Source organism: Brevibacillus reuszeri (assembly GCF_001187725.1).
Lineage (GTDB): Bacteria > Bacillota > Bacilli > Brevibacillales > Brevibacillaceae > Brevibacillus > Brevibacillus reuszeri.
Map to the genome: position 1 here is coordinate 532,977 of NZ_LGIQ01000005.1, position 17,375 is coordinate 550,351.

The window sequence follows — 17,375 nt, forward strand, 5'->3', positions numbered from 1 at the left end:
GAAAAGAGAAAAAAACCCTCCCTTCTCCATAGAATGTTTACAAGTCGTTTTGGATGTACGCAGCAAATTCGCGTATGGTCTTTTCGTTGCGGCGGTAAAAGGTCCATTTTCCGACACGCTCTGATTCCAGCAATCCGGCATTTAGCATTGTACACAAATAGCTTGAAATGACGGATTGGGCCAGACCTGATTTTATCTGAATATCGCTCACGCACACCCCTGTTTGAAAGCTGATTCCTTCCCGGACATACGGTGTATCATCAAAGTACTCTGCGGGATTTTTGAGCCATTCCAGGATTTGACGGCGAGTATCGTTCGACAGTGCTTTATAAATCAGAGCAGGTTCCATATGAGTCATTATATCTATTTTTATAGATTTGTAAATGCAGTGGTGAAACCCGCCTTGCCACTAAAATATTTCTCTACGTGACAATTCAAAAATCAAGAGGTATCGTGGTACTTAGAAGCTTCACGAGAGAAAAGCAGCACAGGGATGAGGTGAACAAATGAATTTTTATCGGAAATACATAAAGAAATACGGCTTTATCGCTTCCGTGTCGATGATCTTTTTGACGATTGAGGCATTGTGTGATCTTCTACAGCCAACCATCATGTCACGGATTATTGACATTGGCGTTGCGGAGCGGGACATGGATTATGTGCTTCGGACAGGGGGACTGATGCTGCTCATTACGGCTATCGGAGCAGTCGCTGCCTCGGTGCGCAACATTCTGGCTACGTATGTCTCACAAAATTTTGGGGCGCAGCTTCGCTCGGATTTGTTTTCCAAAGTGCAATCATTGTCCTTCGATAATTTAAACAAGTTCGACAAGGCTTCACTAGTAACACGCCTGACAAATGACGTCAATCAGGTCCAGGTCTTTGTGAACGGGATGATGCGGATTTTTGTCAAAGCCCCGCTGATGTGTATCGGGGGGCTGATCATGGCGACGCAATTAAATGCCAAGCTGGCTATCGTGCTCGCCATCGTCGTTCCGATCGTAGGGTTATTCATTTATTTGAATATGAAAATCGGGTTTCCGTTCTTTCTCAAGGTCCAGCAAGCACTTGACCGGGTGAACGGAACGATGCGCGAGTATTTGTCCGGTGTACGTGTCGTGAAGGCGTTCAACCGCTTTGATTTTGAGGTTGGCAAGTTTACCACGGCTAACCAGGAGCTGCAAAAGAAATCCGTATCCGCTACGCGTGTCATGTCCATATTCAGTCCGGCGATTATGCTGACAGTCAATCTCGGGATCGTTGCCGTTCTTTGGCTGGGTGGACTGGGCGTCGAGCAGGGCAGCATCCAGGTCGGGCACATCATTGCATTTACCAACTACATGACGCAAATCCTGTTTTCCTTGATGTTGATTTCGATGGTGTTCAACATGTTTGTACGAGCAAAAGCATCCTCTGGTCGTATCGGTGAGGTCTTCGCCGAGGAAAACCAGATGACCTGGAAGCTCAATCACCCACAGAAAGAGGGTGCTGAGAAAGGCCGCATTGATTTTGAAAACGTCAGCTTTTCCTATGAAAGCAAGGACGGAGAGCCTGTTCTCAAGCAAATTTCCTTCACTTGCTTGCCAGGAGAGACCGTCGGGATCATCGGATCGACGGGATCGGGTAAAAGCAGTCTGGTCGGATTGATTCCCCGCTTTTACGATGTGACAGACGGAACGGTTCGTGTCGACGGACAAGATGTTTGCGAGATCGATCCGAAAAAGCTCCGTGAAAAAATGGCTGTCGTGCCGCAAAAGACGACGCTGTTTACCGGAACAGTGATGGACAACATCCGTTGGGGCAAAGAGGATGCGACGTTGGAAGAGGTGGAAAAGGCGGCCACGATGGCACAGGCCCACGATTTTATCGCCGCCACGCCAGAGGGCTACGACACCCGAGTGGGGCAGGGTGGAATCAATTTTTCCGGTGGTCAGAAGCAGCGCCTTTCTATTGCAAGGGCATTGGTGAAAAATCCGGAAATCCTGATCCTCGATGACAGTACGAGTGCGGTTGATGTAGCGACGGAAGGCAAAATAAAAGAAGCGTTAAAAACCTATGCGCAAGGTCTTACCTGCATCCTGATCGCACAGCGGATCACCTCTGTCATGGATGCCGACAAAATCGTGGTGGTCGACAACGGAGAAGTCGTGGATATCGGGACACATGAGGCATTGCTGGACCGCTGCAAGGTGTATCAGGAGATCTTTCAGTCGCAAATTGGCAGGGAGGTGAAATAGGATGGCACAGGAGCAAAAGGAACAGATTGTGATTCCTACCCGACCTGGTCGCGGCTTCGGGCATGGAGCAGCGCGAGGACCTGTAAGCAAGCCGAAAAACTTTTTGGGTACCGTAAAAAGGCTCTGGCAAGCATTTGGTCAGGAAAAACGGCTTTTGCCATTCGTTTTCCTCATTGTCTTGGTAGATTCGCTGCTGATGCTCTCCGCCCCGTATCTGATCGGAAAAGCGATTGATACGATGACGGGGAGCGAAGAAGGATTCAGCATTTTATCCATCATCATTCTGGCACTGCTCAGCTCATATGTCCTGGATGGGGCATTGACGTTTTTGCAAGGCTGGATGATCGCAGGCATTTCACAGCGTGTCGTTTCGAGTATGAGACAGGCGCTGTTTAAAAAGCTGCAAAAGCTGCCCGTCGCGTTTTTTGATTCGCGCACACATGGGGAGCTGATGAGCCGCCTCACCAATGATATCGACAACGTCAGCAATTCGATCTCGCAATCGACGACGCAGCTTATGTCAGGGGCAATTGTTCTCACAGGCTCCCTGGTGATGATGCTTGTGCTGTCCCCGATTTTGACTGTCGCTTGCCTGATCACGGTTCCTTTGGTGTTTTTGCTGACCCGGTCGATCGCGAAAAGAACGAGCGTGCTGTTCAAAAATCAGCAGGTCGAGCTGGGCAAGCTCAACGGTCACATTGAGGAGACGATCTCCGGGATCGAGGTCGTGAAAGCATTTAACCATGAGCAAAAAGCAATCGAGGATTTTGACGAAATCAATGATCGACTTTGCAAGATCGGAATGAAGGCGCAAATCTGGTCAGGCTTTCTGATGCCGATCCTGAACGTGATCAATAACCTCGGCTTTGCGATGGTCGCCATCGTTGGAGGCGTGCTCGCGGTCAAAGGTCTTATCACGGTCGGTATCATTGCCAGCTTTCTCAGCTACTCCAGGCAGTTCGTTCGTCCGCTGAATGATTTGGCCAGTATTTTCAACGTTCTTCAATCCGGTGTTGCCGGAGCCGAGCGCGTATTTGAAGTGCTGGATGAGCGGGAGGAGCCGGATGACGCGCCAGATGCTGCCTTGCTCGAACAGCCCACTGGACAAGTCGTCTTTGATAATGTCAGCTTTGGCTATCGTCCCGATCAGCTAATTTTGAAAAATGTCAGCTTTGAATCAGATGCAGGCAGCATAACCGCTCTGGTGGGTCCAACCGGCGCGGGCAAAACGACAATCGTCAATCTGTTGACGCGGTTCTATGATGTGACAGCTGGCAATATTTATTTGGATGGCAAAGATATTCGGGAGTACACCCGGGATAGCTTGCGCAAAAGCTTTGGTTTCGTTTTGCAGGATACGTACCTGTTTTCCGGAACGATCAAGGAAAATATTAAATACGGCAAGCCAGATGCGACGGACGCCGAAATCGAAGCAGCGGCGTCGCTTGCGAATGCGGATGTGTTTATTAATCGATTGCCCAAGCGATATGATACGCTTTTGACCGAGAATGGAGGCAATCTGAGCCAGGGGCAGCGACAGCTTTTGGCGATTGCCCGCGTAATTCTCGCCAAGCCATCCCTTTTGATTTTGGATGAGGCGACCAGCAGTATTGATACGCGTACGGAGCTGCACATTCAGGATGCTTTGCTTGGCATTATGCAAGGACGAACGAGCTTTGTCATCGCCCACAGGCTAAATACGATCAGGGATGCAGATACGATCATGGTTGTGGAACGCGGCGAGCTCGTTGAAAAAGGCAGCCATGATTCGCTGATGCAGCAGCAAGGCTCGTACTATCAGCTGTTTTCTAACCAGTTTAAAAATATCCAGACGGCTTCGGAATAAAAGAGACGGCTACCTCATTGGGTAGCCGTTTTTTTTGCTTACTTTTCAGACTGTTCATCAGTCGTATACATGTGAATAACCTGTTGCAGCGCTGGTCTGGCGTCACCCGCAAACAATCCGCCATGATAGCAGATAAGCTGCTGGATGTCGTAATCAAGTAAAAGCTGGACGGAACGAATGGCTGCTGCCAAATCCATTGTAAACTGGGGGTTGGCAATTTCGAGCTTGCCAGAAGAGGCGACAACGGCATCACCTGTGATCATGGTCTTGCTTGCAGGCAGATACAGGGAGATATGACCAGGCATATGACCCGGCGTATGGATGATCTCAATGCCGCCACACCAAGGCAACTGTTCTTGATGAGTCACAGTCCTGTCGACATGGGCAGGCTCAATCGTTTCCAGAAAGCGAATGAATGCTTCCGCATGCGGCTTTTCCTCAGGGGAGAGGTTATCCAGAGTTGCTTCCGCCTGCTCGATGCGCAGCGATTTTTTGCTTCCGGCAAGGTACGGAACCTCCGACTCATACGCGATGATTTCGATCTGAGGATATGTGCGCTTTAAGGCAGCGAGCGATCCAATATGGTCCATGTCGTGATGGGTGACGATCACAGCTGTCAGCGATTGGAGAGAGATGCCATGTTTCTGCGCTGCCTTTTCCAAGAGAGGGAGAAAATCCGGGTAGCCACAGTCGATGAGAATGGTATGCTGCTCGTCATGTAGCAGGACGGGTGTGATGATTTGTTTTTGTCCATTGTGTTCAAATTCAATTTCAAGCAAGTGTACGGTGTTCATAGAAACCTCCTGATAGGCAAAGTTGATACATAAAAGTATAATTCACGAATTGGAAAGTGTAGTGGACGATCATAAGTCAGGCTCAAAGATGTTCGTCTACGATTCATAGAATCTCCTGGCAGAGGGGCGTCAGATTCAATGGTAGACATGGAAAATAAATCTAAATACCCGTCACGCCAAAGCGGATTGTCTCTGACCTGTATTTGGGACCTTTGATCAAATGTATTACTATGATCCGTTTGCTATCGAGGGACAGCTGGATCTTGGTTGAGCAGCTTGTTTCTCATCAGAAGAAGTAAGCAAGGAAGGAAGTACAAATAACCTCGTTGGCCCTTGTTTGCGCAAGGGTCTTTTCAGCATGTGGAAGTGACAGCAAAACGAGCGGTGGCATAGCTCAATTTCACATGTCTAACAGAATGTTACCGGCGAAAATAAAAAAGTTGCGTATAGGCAAAATTGAAATTATGTGCAATATTTTAACGATTAGTAAAATTCTGTAGCGTAATGTACCCCTGCTGGCTATAATCAAGGTGTGAAATGAAACAAAGTGCAAGTGCGTGAACAAAATTTCACGAAAGGAGGGACATGATGTACTCCCAAAGAGAAATGATTCGTGTAGCCAAGCTTTACTACGAAAAAGGTTTGACCCAGCAAGAAATTGCGGTGTTGGAGAATATATCGCGCCCGACTGTCAGCCGTATTTTGGACGCGGCGATTCAGGAAGGAATTGTCACCTTTTCTATTCAGTATCCACTGGAGTCAGTTGATGATCTGGAAGACGAGCTAAAAAAGCGGTTTGACCTTATGAAGGTTTGTGTCGCTCCAGTCATTATTCCTGAGCCCTCCTTTATTCTGACAGATGTGGGCAAGCTGCTCAGTGATTACTTAAACGAGCTGGTATCGGACGGAGATACGATTGGCATTTCCTGGGGGAATAGTCTCACGTATGCAGCAAAGCAGCTGTTGTCAGCGAAGCGCAAAAATGTTCGTGTGGTGCAATTGAACGGGGGAGTCAGCACAACTGCTTTCTCAACCGGTGCGACAAATATTCTCGATCAGTTTGCGAAAGCATTTGAAGCACAGCCGCATGCCTTGTCTGTACCGACCATTTTGGATTCACGCGAGATTGCATCTGCTCTTATGAGTGATTCAAGCATTCGTGAAATTATGGCGGTAGGGCGAGAAGCGAATATTGCGGTCTTTGGAATCGGTCGTACTTCTTATCAGTCCGTGCTGAATCTGGCAGGCTACTTTAAACAGGACGAGTACGACAAGCTGCTGCAAAAAGGGGCCGTCGGCGATATTTGCTCCCGTTTTTATTCCATCGACGGAACGATAAGTGACGAGCAGCTCAACGACCGGACAATCGGCTTGCAGCTGGAGGATTTGCGCCGCAAGAAGCATACGATTGCCATCGCTTGCGGAGAGGAAAAGGTTCCGGCTGTGCTTGGCGCAGTGCGAGGCAAATATTTCAATACTTTGTTTACCGATGAAAACACGGCAAGAGAATTAATCAAGCAGCATGATCAAGTGCAAACAGCGGAGGTGCAGCAAAAATGAAAGCGGTTAAACTGTATGAGCCTGGAAATTTGCAAGTAGAAGAGATTGACGTACCAGAAATCGGAGCGCGTGAAGTACTCGTTGAGGTAAAAGCGGTTGGGGTCTGCGGATCGGACATTCCACGCGCGTTGTATAAAGGAGCTTACTACAAGGGCTTGACACTTGGACATGAATTCGCAGGGCAAATTGCCAAGTGCGGTCCAGAGGTAACGGGCTGGCAAGTAGGTGACCGGGTTTCCGTAGCTCCCCTGATTCCTTGCAATGAGTGCAAATACTGCAAGCAGGGCGATTACTCCCTATGTGAGGACTACAATTACTACGGCTCCCGTACAGACGGTGCGATGGCTCATTACATCAAGGTCACGCAAGAAAATCTGATACGTCTCGGCGATTCCGTTTCCTACGAGTCGGGTGCGATGATCGATCCGGCAGCCAACGCCATTCATGGATTGTGGCGCGGTAACTGCAAGGCAGGAGATACCGTCGCAGTGTTTGGTCTTGGAGCAATCGGGCTGTTCGCGATTCAGTTTGCCAAAGTTCTCGGGGCAAAGCAGGTGATCGCAGTAGATATTCACGATGAAAAGCTGGAGCTGGCAAAAGAGCTTGGAGCAGACATCGTGATCAACTCCTTAAAGGGCGATCCGGCAAGCGAAATTGCTGCACAAACTGGCGGGGCAGATTTCATCCTCGACACCTCGGGGTCCCCGATCGCACAAAACCAAGCGGTAAGCGCAGCAGCCAAGCAAGGACGTATCGTATTCCTCGGTATTTCCAACAGCGAATTGACCCTGAGTAAAGAAGCGATGAACAACGTTTTGCGATATGAGCTTGCTCTGTTTGGCTCATGGAATTCGTTCTCCAATCCATTCCCGGGACGTGAGTGGTCGTTTACAGCTGAACTGATGGCAGAAGGAAAGCTGAAAGCAGAACCGTTGATCTCGCACCGTTACCAGCTTGATCAAGCGCCAGAGGTGTTTCAGAAGATTAAGAATAAAGAGCTGGTATTCAATAAAATAATGTTTCTGCCCAATTAAGCAAAGGGGGGAGAAAACATGATCAATCATCATAGCATCGTTGCTGGCTTCGATTTTGGTACACAAGCATTGAAGGTCAGCATGTTCACACTAGATGGAAAGCTGGTCTGGCGAGGGGAAAGCTCGTATCCGACGGACTTCCCCCTCACTGGGCGAGCGGAGCAAAAGCCGGAGCACTGGTGGGAAGCGCTGACAGAGCTGCTGGCTGATGCAGCGAAAACAGTTTCACTTTCCCGGATCAAAGGGATTGGGGTATGTGCGACCTCCTCTACCGTGTTGGTTACGGATAAAGAGGGCGTACCGCAAACACCAGCTCTCATGTGGATGGATAAAAGGGCTGTCGCGCAGGCAACGGCAGTCAATGAAAATAGAGATCCAATTGTAAAAGAAGTGCTTCGGTATTCAGGAGGAAAGGTTTCTGAAGAATGGATGGTCGCCAAAGCGCTTTATCTCAAGGAAAATGGCTTTTTGACACCAGGAACAAAAGTTGTGGAGCAGCTGGACTGGATCAATTACAGGATGACGAACAGATGGGTAGCCTCGCAATGCAACGCGGTTTGCAAGTGGAACTACCAGGGCGGCAAAGGATTTTCGCCAGCTTTTTATGAAGCAATCGGTTTGCCCGATTACCACGAGCTGTGGCCGGATGAAGTGATTTCCGTCGGCAGTCAGGTAGGAGAGATTACCGAGGAAGCTGCTGCCAAGCTCGGCATCACAGCTGGGACTCCCGTGTTTCAAGGCGGGATCGATGCCCACATCGGAATGCTCGGAGCTGGTGCAGTAGAACCGGGAATCATGAGCCTGGTAATGGGGACGAGCTTTGTTCACCTGGTTCATACAGAGGAGCCAGTCTTTCACGAAGGGCTGTGGGGGCCATATGAGAATGCCATCCTTCCTGATAAATGGTTGATTGAGGGGGGACAGCTCTCTTGCGGATCATTGACGACCTGGTTTTTGCAGCAGTTTTACCCGCATGTTCCGGCAGACGAGCTCGGAGCGGTGTACGAGGAAGTGGTTGCAGAAGCAGGAAAGATTGCACCCGGCAGCGATGGGCTGGTCATGATGGACAGCTGGCAAGGCAATCGCACACCGTATCGAAATCCGCATGCGACAGGCTCATTGGTCGGATTAACCCTGGCTCACACACGTTTTCATATTTTCCGCGCGATCCTGGAAGCGACCGCGTACGGTACACGCAATATCATTTCTACCTTTGCAGACTCCAATGTACCGATTACGCGAATCATCGCGTGCGGGGGCGGTACCAAAAATGCGCTTTGGATGCAAATTTTAAGTGATGTGACCGGGCTTGTCATCGAGACGCTGGAGGAAACGGAGGCAGGCAGCAAGGGAGCAGCCATCCTCGCCACCTACGGATTGGGTCATTATCCGAGTCTGGCTGAAGCTGCCAAGACCAATGCGGCAAAAGCCCGTATGTATACACCGCAGCAGGATGCCAACGAACAGTACAATCGATATTTTGCCACCTATTTGGATTTGCATAAAGCACTCTTTCCTATCATGAAGGAGCTTGGCACCACCTGAGAAAGGGGACTTGAGATGCGATGAGCGAGATACTCAAGATGCAGAATATTTCCAAGTCATTTCCCGGTGTAAAAGCGCTGCAAAACGTGAATTTCTCTGTAAATCAGGGGGAAGTTCACTGCTTGATCGGCGCCAACGGGGCAGGAAAATCCACACTGATGAAAATTCTCGCCGGCGTCTATCCAAAGGACGAGGGTGAGGTCTATCTGCAAGGGGAGAAGGTCACGATGTCTAGCCCGGCTGACAGCAAACGTCTTGGTGTGATCACGATTCACCAGGAGCTGTCACTGGTTGAGCATTTGACCGTGGCTGAAAACATTTATCTCGGATCGTACGCACAGCCGCGATTTGGTTTTGTTTCATGGAAGCGCTTGCGGAAACAGGCACAGGAACTAATCGATCGTCTTGGGATCGCGATCGATGTCGATACACCGGTGTCAGAGCTCAGCATGGGTCATAAACAGATTGTGGAGCTGGCGAAGGCTCTGGAGGGAAATGCCAAAGTCATCATCATGGACGAGCCTTCCACGACCTTGTCAGAAAACGAAATTCGCACGCTGTTTACCATCATTGAAGAACTGATCAAGCAAGGGATTACGATCATCTATATTTCACACAAGCTGGAAGAGCTGTTCGCAATCGGTGACAGGGTAACGGTCCTGCGTGATGGCAAATGGGTTGCGACACAAAAGCTAGACGAGCTGGATCAAGCCAGTCTCACAGAGCTGATCATCGGCTACAAGATGGAAAAGCAGGTACGTAGCACGGAGCAGCCAAACTTTACAGAGCTGCTGCGAGCGGAAGCACTTCATACAAGGCAAATCTCCAATGTTTCCTTTTCACTGGGCAAGGGAGAGGTACTCGGGCTGTACGGATTGGTCGGAGCGGGACGGACAGAGCTGTTAAAAGCACTGTATGGGGTTGATCCATTATCCGCCGGGGCCATTTATTTAGATGGCAATCAGGTGAAAATCGACAGCCCGAGCAAAGCCATTCGCGTAGGGATGGGACTCGTGCCCGAAAACAGAAAGACGGAAGGTGCGATTCTCGGCCTTTCTGTAGAGGAAAATGCTGTATTGCCAGCCTACGACCGTTTTGCCAATGGTGGCATTATCAGTCTTGGCCGTATTCGCAGCGAGATTGCGGATAAAATTCGCGAGTTAAACGTGAAAACTCCGGATGCGCTGACTTTGATGGGGAATTTGAGTGGTGGAAACCAGCAAAAGGTCATCATCTCGAAATGGCTGATCCGAAAGTCTCAAATCATCTTATTTGATGAACCGACACAAGGCGTGGATATCGGAGCCAAGCAAGAAATTTACAAGATCATTCAACGGCTCGTAGCGGAGGGAGCAAGCGTCATCGTCGCTTCGTCGGAAATCAATGAGCTGCAGGAAATATGCAATCGGATTCTCGTCATGTTCCGCGGCAGTATCGTCGGAGAGTTCCGCGATCCGCAAGCGCAGAAGGAAGAGATTCTAAAATCTGCAGTGACAGGGGGGACAACGTTATGGAACACGTAAAGGAAGTCAGCAGCGTGAAAAAGAAAGCGCCCTCATTTGACCTAGGAAAGTTTTTGCGCAAGTATAATCTTTTTTTCTTGCTGGTTGTTTTCATCGCGATCGGCTCTACGCTGTCGCCTAAATTTTTTACTGTTCAAAACTTCTTGAACTTGCTGCAGCAATCTGCTGTTGTCGGGATTATCAGTATTGGAATGACGTTTGTCATCATCGTTGCCGGGATTGATTTGTCAGTCGGCTCGGTTCTCGCTTTGGCGGGTATGGTCATGGCACTATCAATTCCGTACGTGGGAGTTTTTGGAGCTGTCATCCTGGGAATCATCGCAGGGGCTGCCATGGGCTTAATCAATGGTTTGGTGACAACCAAGCTAAAGGTACCTGCTTTTATTGCGACGATGGCGATGATGGTGGCAGCCCGCGGTCTGGCCTTACTTTTCACAGACGGAAAGCCTGTCTACAACCTGCCGGAATCGATTCGTTTTTTTGGGGCCAATCTGTTTGACCGGATTCCAGTCTCGGGAATCATCTGGATTGCTCTAACGATTCTGGCTGTACTCGTATTGCGATACACGACGTTTGGACGCAAGCTCTACGCTATCGGCGGCAACCCGCAGTCCGCACATTTGTCCGGGATTAATGTGAACAGATATATCACCTACACGTACATTATCTGCGGTGCGCTTTCTGCCTTGGCGGGAATCGTTCTGGCCTCATGGCTCACCGTAGGACAGCCTACTGCAGGTAAGAGCATTGAGCTTGATGCGATTGCAGCTGTTGTTCTCGGCGGGACAAGCCTGTTTGGAGGCGTGGGCAGCGTCGGAGGAACCTTCGTAGGAGTTTTGTTGATGAGTATTATCACCAACATCTTCAACCTGCTGGGCCTATCCTCGTACTACCAATCCATTTTCATGGGCGTGATTATCGTCCTGGCGCTGGTGCTCAACCGCTTTGTCATCTCCAAGCAAAGCAAAAATGGATGACAAATGAACTAGGTTTCACATTCTCTAAAAATCATAAGGGGGATTTTACATGAAGAAGGGAAACAAACTGTTCGTTGTTTCAGCACTATTAACGAGCCTGGTATTTGCGGGCTGCTCTCAACAGCCTGCTGCAGAGGGAGGAGGCGCAAATGCTGGCGGTGGTGACAAAAAGATCGTCATCGGCTTCTCTCAGGTGACATCTGAATCGCCATTCTACACAGCACTGGTAGACGGCGCCAAGGCAGAGGCACAGAAGCAAGGCGTAGAATTGGTTGTCATGGATGCGCAGAACGACATCGAAAAGCAAAATGCAGATGTTCAGGATCTGATTACCAAAGGAATTGACGTACTGATCCTGAACCCGACCAACCCGACAGCTGTGGTGCCAGCGCTGAACGCAGCGAAGCAGGCAAACATTCAAGTAGTGACAGTTGACCGTCCAACCGAGGAAAAAGTAGCAGCATTCGTAGGTCGTGACAACAAGGAAATGGGACGTATTGCAGGGAAGCAAGCTGTCGCTCTCCTGGGCGGAGAAGGCAAAGCTACAGGGAAGGTTATCGAGCTGCAAGGCGACGCGGGCGGCAAGGTCATGATGGATCGACATGATGGCTTCCATGAGATCGTTGGCAAGGAATCTGGCGTAAAAATCGTGGAAGGACCATATGCAGACTACGTACGCGCGAAAGCCGTAAAAGCGTTCCAGGATCTTTTGCAAGCAAATCCTGACGTGAATCTCGTTTACGCGCATAACGACGATATGGCACTGGGTGCCCTGCAGGTACTGGAACAGGCGAAAATGCTGGACAAAGTAAAAATCGTGGGTATCGACGGTCTGTCTGAAGCAGTAAAAGCAATCGTAGACGGTAAGTATAGCGCAACGGTATTCAACGATCCTACCAAGCTCGGCGCCATCGTAGTAGACACAGCACTGAAAGTGGCAAAAGGAGAGCAGGTACTGGAGTATGTGGATGGCGGAACTGGCTTGATTGATGCTTCCAACGCCAAAGATGTGTACAACGAAAAAGACGTATTTGCCCAAATGAAATAAGGAGGCTACAAAAATGATTGCATCTTACATTGACCATACCCTATTGAAACCGGAGACAACGAAAGAGCAAATCATCAAGCTATGCGAGGAAGCTCGCGAGTATCATTTTGCCTCGGTTTGCATCAACCCTGCATTTGTTGAGCTGGCTAGCTCGCTTCTCGCAAACACGGATGTAAAAGTATGCACAGTGGTAGGCTTCCCACTCGGGGCAAACACAGCTGCACTCAAAGTGGCGGAAACGAAGCAGGCGATCCGCGATGGCGCTGAGGAAATCGATATGGTAATCAACATTGGCGCTTTGAAAGCAGGCGATACGAAGCTGGTCGAGGATGAAATCCGTGCGATCGTAGAATCATCCGAGGGCAAGCTGGTGAAGGTGATCATTGAGGCGTGCCTTTTGACTCGCGAAGAGAAGGTTCTCGCATGCCAATTGTCTGAGAAGGCAGGGGCACACTACGTCAAAACCTCCACAGGCTTTTCTACAGGGGGAGCTACTGCTGAGGATGTCGCTCTGATGAGAGAAGTAGTGGGAGATCGCTTGGGCGTGAAAGCTTCCGGCGGAGTCCGTGATTTGGCAACAGCGCAACGCATGATCGAAGCAGGCGCTTCTCGCATCGGTTCGAGCAACAGTACAGTCATCGTGAACAGCTAAAGACTTCTTGTGCAAACAGCGGATGGGAGAGATTGCTCCCCATCCGTTTTTTTCGCTCACTTTTTACGTGAACACATCAGGAGGAAAAATTGTGAAGAGGTTCTATCAATTGCGGATTTTTCCGCGTATCATGCTGATGCTGGTCATCATGATGCTAACCATGACAGGGATCTGGTTCTCCGGCTTTTACTATTTGGATAGAGCCAATGATAGTATGCATCACGTACATGAGGACAATCTGGTGCCGATTCTGGAGATTGGCAAGGTGCGAACTAATCTGCGTACGCTGGAAACCCATTTTTATCAACTGACGCTGGAGACGGAAACGGCAAAGCATAATGCGATTATTGGGCAGATGATGGCGCTGATCAGTGAAAACAACCAGCTGATTGCTTCCTTTGCCGATTCTGTGAAGGAGCAAGAGGAAAAACAAAAGCTGGATGAGCTGATGGCTATGCTGAAGGAATACCAGGGAAAGCGTACAGAACTGATTCAATTGGTGCTTCATCAGGAGGGCAGTGAGGCAGCAAGCCAGTATCAGGCGCTCTCGCCTTTGCTGCAAAACATCAATAACGGCTTTCAGGAGCTAATGACCGCGAAGGAAACGGAAGCATTCGAAAACTACAACAGGACAGCTGCGAATGGCAGTGAGGCTAACATAATCATGATCGCCATTCTGGTAGGAGCGGGCTTGCTGTCCATCCTGTTTGGAATCGGGATTGCACGCACGGTGTCACAGCCCGTACAAAAGGTAACAGAATGGATTACGACCTTTGCAGAGAAAACAGCAAACGGTGAGTCAGACCTGACTGATCGGGTACAAGTGAAGGCATCTGGTGAAATCGGTACGCTAATCTCTTCGTTTAACCTGTTTATCGAAAAGGTACAGGAAATCGTTCATACCACGCAAGAAAGTGTTGACGAACTGCTGTATACAGCGGAGAGCCTGCAGCAAAGTGCCACGCAATCCTACACTTCCTCGATGGGTGCTCAGACAGCGATGCATGAGGTGTCCGCCTTGACAGCAGAGCAGCTATGCAGCACAGAAGAGGTAGCGGCGGTCGTGGTACAGGTGAGCTCAGGTGTCCAGGTCATTGCTGACAGAACGACAGCTATCGCGGATGCGTCTTCCGTGATGACAGGCAAAGCCCAGCAAGGAGATGGCTTGTTGCGAGCTGTCATGGAGCAAATCGGGTTTATGGATGAGCGGGTAAAAGAAGCAGCAGCCACAATCCGCAATCTGGGTGAGAAATCACAGGAAATTGTCCATGCACTTGGTGTAATCTCAGGGATTTCCAAGCAAACGTCGCTGCTTGCCCTCAATGCAGCAATCGAGGCAGCAAGGGCGAACGAGCATGGGCGTGGATTTGCAGTGGTAGCTGACGAGGTGCGAAAGCTATCCGAAGAATCCCAGCATTCCGCTGCCCAAATTGAACAATTGATCACAGAGATCAAGAGCGGCTCGCAAAATGCGGTCAGCGCGATGGAGGGAATGGTTCTGGGCGTGGAGTCGGGACTTGATTCTGCCAATCAAACGGGACAGGCATTTGAACGAATCATGAGCTTGATCGAAGAGGTAACGGCACAATTGCAGGAAATTTCCGCTACCTCCCTACAGGTAAGCGCAGGCGCTCAGCAAACCTCGGCATCTGTTCAACAGCTCACCTCCGCTGCCCAAACAGTATCGACCCACAGCCAGGACGTTGTCACGCATGCGGCCGAGCAGTTGACCGCCTCCGAGCAGGTCAGCCATATGGCAGAGATGATTGGTGCCCGAGCAGAGCATTTGAAATCGATTGTAGCCGGGTTTCATACGAGGTAAATGAAAGCACATACGATTGAAAAAAGGGGAACCATGGAAAGTGGTTCCCCTAGCTGCCGTATGGCGTACCGGAAAAATGATTCAATACAAACTCCTTAAATCGGGTAGCAGCCGGAGAAAGATATCCGCCTTGCACGAGAGCCATCCCAATCACCCGCTGACACTTCGGCTCACGAATGCGGAGTTGTACAATTTTGCTCATGTTAATCCCGTGCAGTTCAGGCAGCAGCGACACACCCAGCCCCGCTGCTACAAGCCCCGAAACCGTAGCCGCTTCCTCTCCCTCAAACGTAATTTGCGGAGTGACCCCGATTTGCTGAAACAACTGGTCGGTCGTTCGACGCAGGGCGTAGCCCTTTTTCAAAAAGATAAAAGACTCGTTTGCAATTTCCGACAGTAAAATGCTTTCTCGATCAGCAAGAGGATGACCGAGCGGTACGACCGCGAACAGCTCCTCGCTCCATAAAGGTGTCCAATGGATCGGCAGCTTGGTTTCAGTAGGCTCTGCCAGCAGGCACAGATCCAGCTCGCCCGCACCTAAATGCTCTAGCAGTGAGTAGCTGTGATTTTGGATGAGGGTAAAGTTGATCGAAGGGGCTGTAAGACGAAAGGCCCCGATCAAATCAGGAATCAGACTCGTTCCGAGCGTGTGCAAAAATCCTAAGCCTACCTCACCATGATCAGGGTGCACCAAATCCTGCAGCTCTTGCTTCCCGTCGTTAAATTCCTTGAGAATGCGATTGACCCGTTTCAAAAAAAGCTGTCCGTATCGATTCAGCATGATGTTTCTGCCTTGTCGTTCAAACAGCTGGACACCCAGCTCCTCCTCTAGCCGGGCGATCGAACGGCTGAGTGCAGGCTGAGAGAGAGACATATGCTCGGCAGCACGCGTCACATGCTGAAGCCGTGCCAAGGTTTGAAAGTATTCAAGCTGTTGCCACTCCATCGGATTCATCCTCCTACGCGAATCAGAATAGCAAGATCAGATTCATTACCTGTATGCATGAAAATCATGATTACAATAAATTATACATTATGAATTGGGGGTGATAGTATAACGGTGAGAGGGAAAGGATTTAGGGAGGTTCATCATCATGGGCTACATCCAGCAAGGAACTGCTGCTTTTCGCAAGTCCAATCTTGCCTTTTTTGCTGCGGGGTTTAATACGTTTGCGATTTTGTACAGTACTCAGCCGCTCATGCCGGAATTCACCAAAGATTTTCACATCTCGCCGACGATGGCAAGCCTGTCGCTTTCCATGACGACGATATCGCTTGCGATCAGCATGCTGTTGTTCGGTACAATGTCAGAGGTGTGGGGACGAAAACCCGTCATGATCAGCTCCATGCTGGTAGCTTCTGTTCTATCGATTTTGACTGCCTGCAGCTCGACCTTTGAATCCTTACTCCTATTTCGGATTATCCAGGGGATAGCCTTGGGAGGCTTGCCGTCGATTGCGATGGCGTACTTGGGAGAGGAAATGGAGCCCAAAAGCCTCGGAGTTGCGATGGGGCTCTACATAAGCGGGAATTCACTCGGAGCGGTATGTGGCCGCATCATTTCCGGCACACTGACTGACCTGTTCAACTGGCATGTAGCGATGGGCTCGATCAGCTTCATCAGCCTGATCGCGAGCCTGATCTTCTGGCTTTGCTTGCCAAAATCGCAAAATTTTCATGCACGGTCACCTGAGTTTAAAAAGCTGATGGCATCGATGGGAAGTCATTTGAAGGACCCAGGTCTATTATGTCTGTTTGGGATCGGCTTTCTCATTTTGGGCAGTAATGTAGCGATGTACAATTACATGGGCTATGTACTGACGCGAGAGCCCTATTCACTTAGCCAAACGCTTGTCGGCTGGATTTTCATCGTGTTTTTGGTAGGAATGTTCAGCTCGGTATGGATGGCGAAAATGGCGGATAAATACGGCCGACAAAAGGTTTTGATGATCTCGCTCCTGCTTACGCTGATCGGGGCTTGTCTGACCTTGCATGACTGGCTATGGATCAAAATTCTCGGACTGCCAATTCTCACATTTGGTTTTTTTGGGAGCCATTCGATTGCGAGCGGCTGGGTAGGACGCCGTGCTCTGCATGACAAAGCGCAGGCATCCTCACTCTATCTTTTCTTTTACTATGCAGGCTCAAGCATTGGTGGGACGATGGGTGGCATATTCTGGTCCTCTTTTGGCTGGGGTGGAGTCGTTGGGATGATCGTCGCCTTTATGCTGATCGGTTTTGTTCTCGTCCATCAATTAGCCAAAGTCGCTCCTGTGAGCAGTCCTGTTTCAACAGAAAATCATGTGCCTGTGAAAGGCTAGCCTTTTTGCATGCTAG

At 49.7% G+C, this 17,375-nt stretch carries 14 protein-coding genes; 11 read left to right on the forward strand and 3 right to left on the reverse strand.

Annotated features, from left to right (window positions below; all coding sequences use genetic code 11):
• Positions 1-37: 37 nt before the first annotated feature.
• Positions 38-349, reverse strand: a complete 312-nt coding sequence (locus ADS79_RS06070) for an ArsR/SmtB family transcription factor (RefSeq protein ID WP_049737515.1) — start codon at positions 347-349, stop codon at positions 38-40.
• A gap of 157 nt (positions 350-506) precedes the next feature.
• Here ADS79_RS06070 and ADS79_RS06075 point away from each other — a divergent pair, with 157 nt between their 5' ends.
• Both ADS79_RS06075 and ADS79_RS06080 read left to right on the forward strand, forming a co-directional pair.
• Positions 507-2,237 (forward strand): ABC transporter ATP-binding protein, encoded by a 1,731-nt coding sequence (locus ADS79_RS06075; protein ID WP_049737516.1) that lies wholly within the window; start codon positions 507-509, stop codon positions 2,235-2,237.
• Position 2,238: 1 nt separating this feature from the next.
• The gene (locus tag ADS79_RS06080) at positions 2,239-4,083 is read left to right on the forward strand and encodes an ABC transporter ATP-binding protein (protein WP_049737517.1); all 1,845 of its coding nucleotides are present in this window, start codon (positions 2,239-2,241) and stop codon (positions 4,081-4,083) included.
• A gap of 38 nt (positions 4,084-4,121) precedes the next feature.
• Here the strand turns inward: ADS79_RS06080 and ADS79_RS06085 are convergent, their stop codons facing one another.
• Positions 4,122-4,877 (reverse strand): MBL fold metallo-hydrolase, encoded by a 756-nt coding sequence (locus ADS79_RS06085; RefSeq protein ID WP_049737518.1) that lies wholly within the window; start codon positions 4,875-4,877, stop codon positions 4,122-4,124.
• 588 nt (positions 4,878-5,465) lie between these two features.
• On the opposite strand from ADS79_RS06085, the gene ADS79_RS06090 reads away from it, so the two are divergent.
• The 8 genes from ADS79_RS06090 (at position 5,466) to ADS79_RS06125 (ending at position 15,038) form a co-directional block, all read left to right on the forward strand.
• Positions 5,466-6,437: a sugar-binding transcriptional regulator gene (locus ADS79_RS06090; RefSeq protein WP_049737519.1), complete on the forward strand. Its 972-nt coding sequence runs from the start codon at positions 5,466-5,468 to the stop codon at positions 6,435-6,437.
• Positions 6,434-7,471 carry a galactitol-1-phosphate 5-dehydrogenase gene (locus tag ADS79_RS06095; protein ID WP_049737520.1) on the forward strand — a complete coding sequence of 346 codons (1,038 nt, stop codon included), beginning with the start codon at positions 6,434-6,436 and terminating at the stop codon, positions 7,469-7,471. The genes ADS79_RS06090 and ADS79_RS06095 overlap by 4 nt, the downstream gene beginning before the upstream one ends.
• Positions 7,472-7,489: 18 nt before the next feature.
• Entirely contained in the window at positions 7,490-9,016 is a 1,527-nt protein-coding gene (locus tag ADS79_RS06100) for an FGGY-family carbohydrate kinase (protein WP_049737521.1), read from the forward strand.
• Between the two features lie 20 nt (positions 9,017-9,036).
• Complete coding sequence (locus ADS79_RS06105; RefSeq protein WP_049737522.1) at positions 9,037-10,539, forward strand: sugar ABC transporter ATP-binding protein; 1,503 nt, start codon at positions 9,037-9,039, stop codon at positions 10,537-10,539.
• A complete protein-coding gene (locus ADS79_RS06110; RefSeq protein WP_049737523.1) occupies positions 10,527-11,516 on the forward strand; it encodes an ABC transporter permease in 990 nt (329 codons plus the stop codon). The genes ADS79_RS06105 and ADS79_RS06110 overlap by 13 nt, the downstream gene beginning before the upstream one ends.
• 49 nt (positions 11,517-11,565) lie before the next feature.
• Entirely contained in the window at positions 11,566-12,564 is a 999-nt protein-coding gene (locus ADS79_RS06115; protein WP_049737524.1) for a substrate-binding domain-containing protein, read from the forward strand.
• A 13-nt stretch (positions 12,565-12,577) separates the two neighbouring features.
• Positions 12,578-13,216: a deoxyribose-phosphate aldolase gene (deoC, locus tag ADS79_RS06120; RefSeq protein ID WP_049737525.1), complete on the forward strand. Its 639-nt coding sequence runs from the start codon at positions 12,578-12,580 to the stop codon at positions 13,214-13,216.
• 91 nt (positions 13,217-13,307) lie between these two features.
• The gene (locus ADS79_RS06125) at positions 13,308-15,038 is read left to right on the forward strand and encodes a methyl-accepting chemotaxis protein (RefSeq protein WP_049737526.1); all 1,731 of its coding nucleotides are present in this window, start codon (positions 13,308-13,310) and stop codon (positions 15,036-15,038) included.
• A 49-nt stretch (positions 15,039-15,087) separates the two neighbouring features.
• Here ADS79_RS06125 and ADS79_RS06130 read toward each other — a convergent pair whose 3' ends face one another.
• Entirely contained in the window at positions 15,088-15,984 is an 897-nt protein-coding gene (locus ADS79_RS06130; RefSeq protein WP_049737527.1) for a LysR family transcriptional regulator, read from the reverse strand.
• Between the two features lie 148 nt (positions 15,985-16,132).
• Here ADS79_RS06130 and ADS79_RS06135 point away from each other — a divergent pair, with 148 nt between their 5' ends.
• Positions 16,133-17,359, forward strand: coding sequence for an MFS transporter (locus ADS79_RS06135; RefSeq protein WP_049737528.1), 1,227 nt, complete (start codon positions 16,133-16,135; stop codon positions 17,357-17,359).
• Positions 17,360-17,375: the final 16 nt, after the last annotated feature.

Excerpts from the sequence above, each read along its gene's own strand:
- ADS79_RS06070 (WP_049737515.1), bottom strand. The coding sequence starts at position 349 with ATGGAACCTGCTCTGATTTATAAAGCACTGTCGAACGATACTCGCCGT.
- ADS79_RS06075 (WP_049737516.1), top strand. The coding sequence starts at position 507 with ATGAATTTTTATCGGAAATACATAAAGAAATACGGCTTTATCGCTTCC.
- ADS79_RS06080 (WP_049737517.1), top strand. The coding sequence starts at position 2,239 with ATGGCACAGGAGCAAAAGGAACAGATTGTGATTCCTACCCGACCTGGT.
- ADS79_RS06085 (WP_049737518.1), bottom strand. The coding sequence starts at position 4,877 with ATGAACACCGTACACTTGCTTGAAATTGAATTTGAACACAATGGACAA.
- ADS79_RS06090 (WP_049737519.1), top strand. The coding sequence starts at position 5,466 with ATGTACTCCCAAAGAGAAATGATTCGTGTAGCCAAGCTTTACTACGAA.
- ADS79_RS06095 (WP_049737520.1), top strand. The coding sequence starts at position 6,434 with ATGAAAGCGGTTAAACTGTATGAGCCTGGAAATTTGCAAGTAGAAGAG.
- ADS79_RS06100 (WP_049737521.1), top strand. The coding sequence starts at position 7,490 with ATGATCAATCATCATAGCATCGTTGCTGGCTTCGATTTTGGTACACAA.
- ADS79_RS06105 (WP_049737522.1), top strand. The coding sequence starts at position 9,037 with ATGAGCGAGATACTCAAGATGCAGAATATTTCCAAGTCATTTCCCGGT.
- ADS79_RS06110 (WP_049737523.1), top strand. The coding sequence starts at position 10,527 with ATGGAACACGTAAAGGAAGTCAGCAGCGTGAAAAAGAAAGCGCCCTCA.
- ADS79_RS06115 (WP_049737524.1), top strand. The coding sequence starts at position 11,566 with ATGAAGAAGGGAAACAAACTGTTCGTTGTTTCAGCACTATTAACGAGC.
- deoC (WP_049737525.1), top strand. The coding sequence starts at position 12,578 with ATGATTGCATCTTACATTGACCATACCCTATTGAAACCGGAGACAACG.
- ADS79_RS06130 (WP_049737527.1), bottom strand. The coding sequence starts at position 15,984 with ATGGAGTGGCAACAGCTTGAATACTTTCAAACCTTGGCACGGCTTCAG.
- ADS79_RS06135 (WP_049737528.1), top strand. The coding sequence starts at position 16,133 with ATGGGCTACATCCAGCAAGGAACTGCTGCTTTTCGCAAGTCCAATCTT.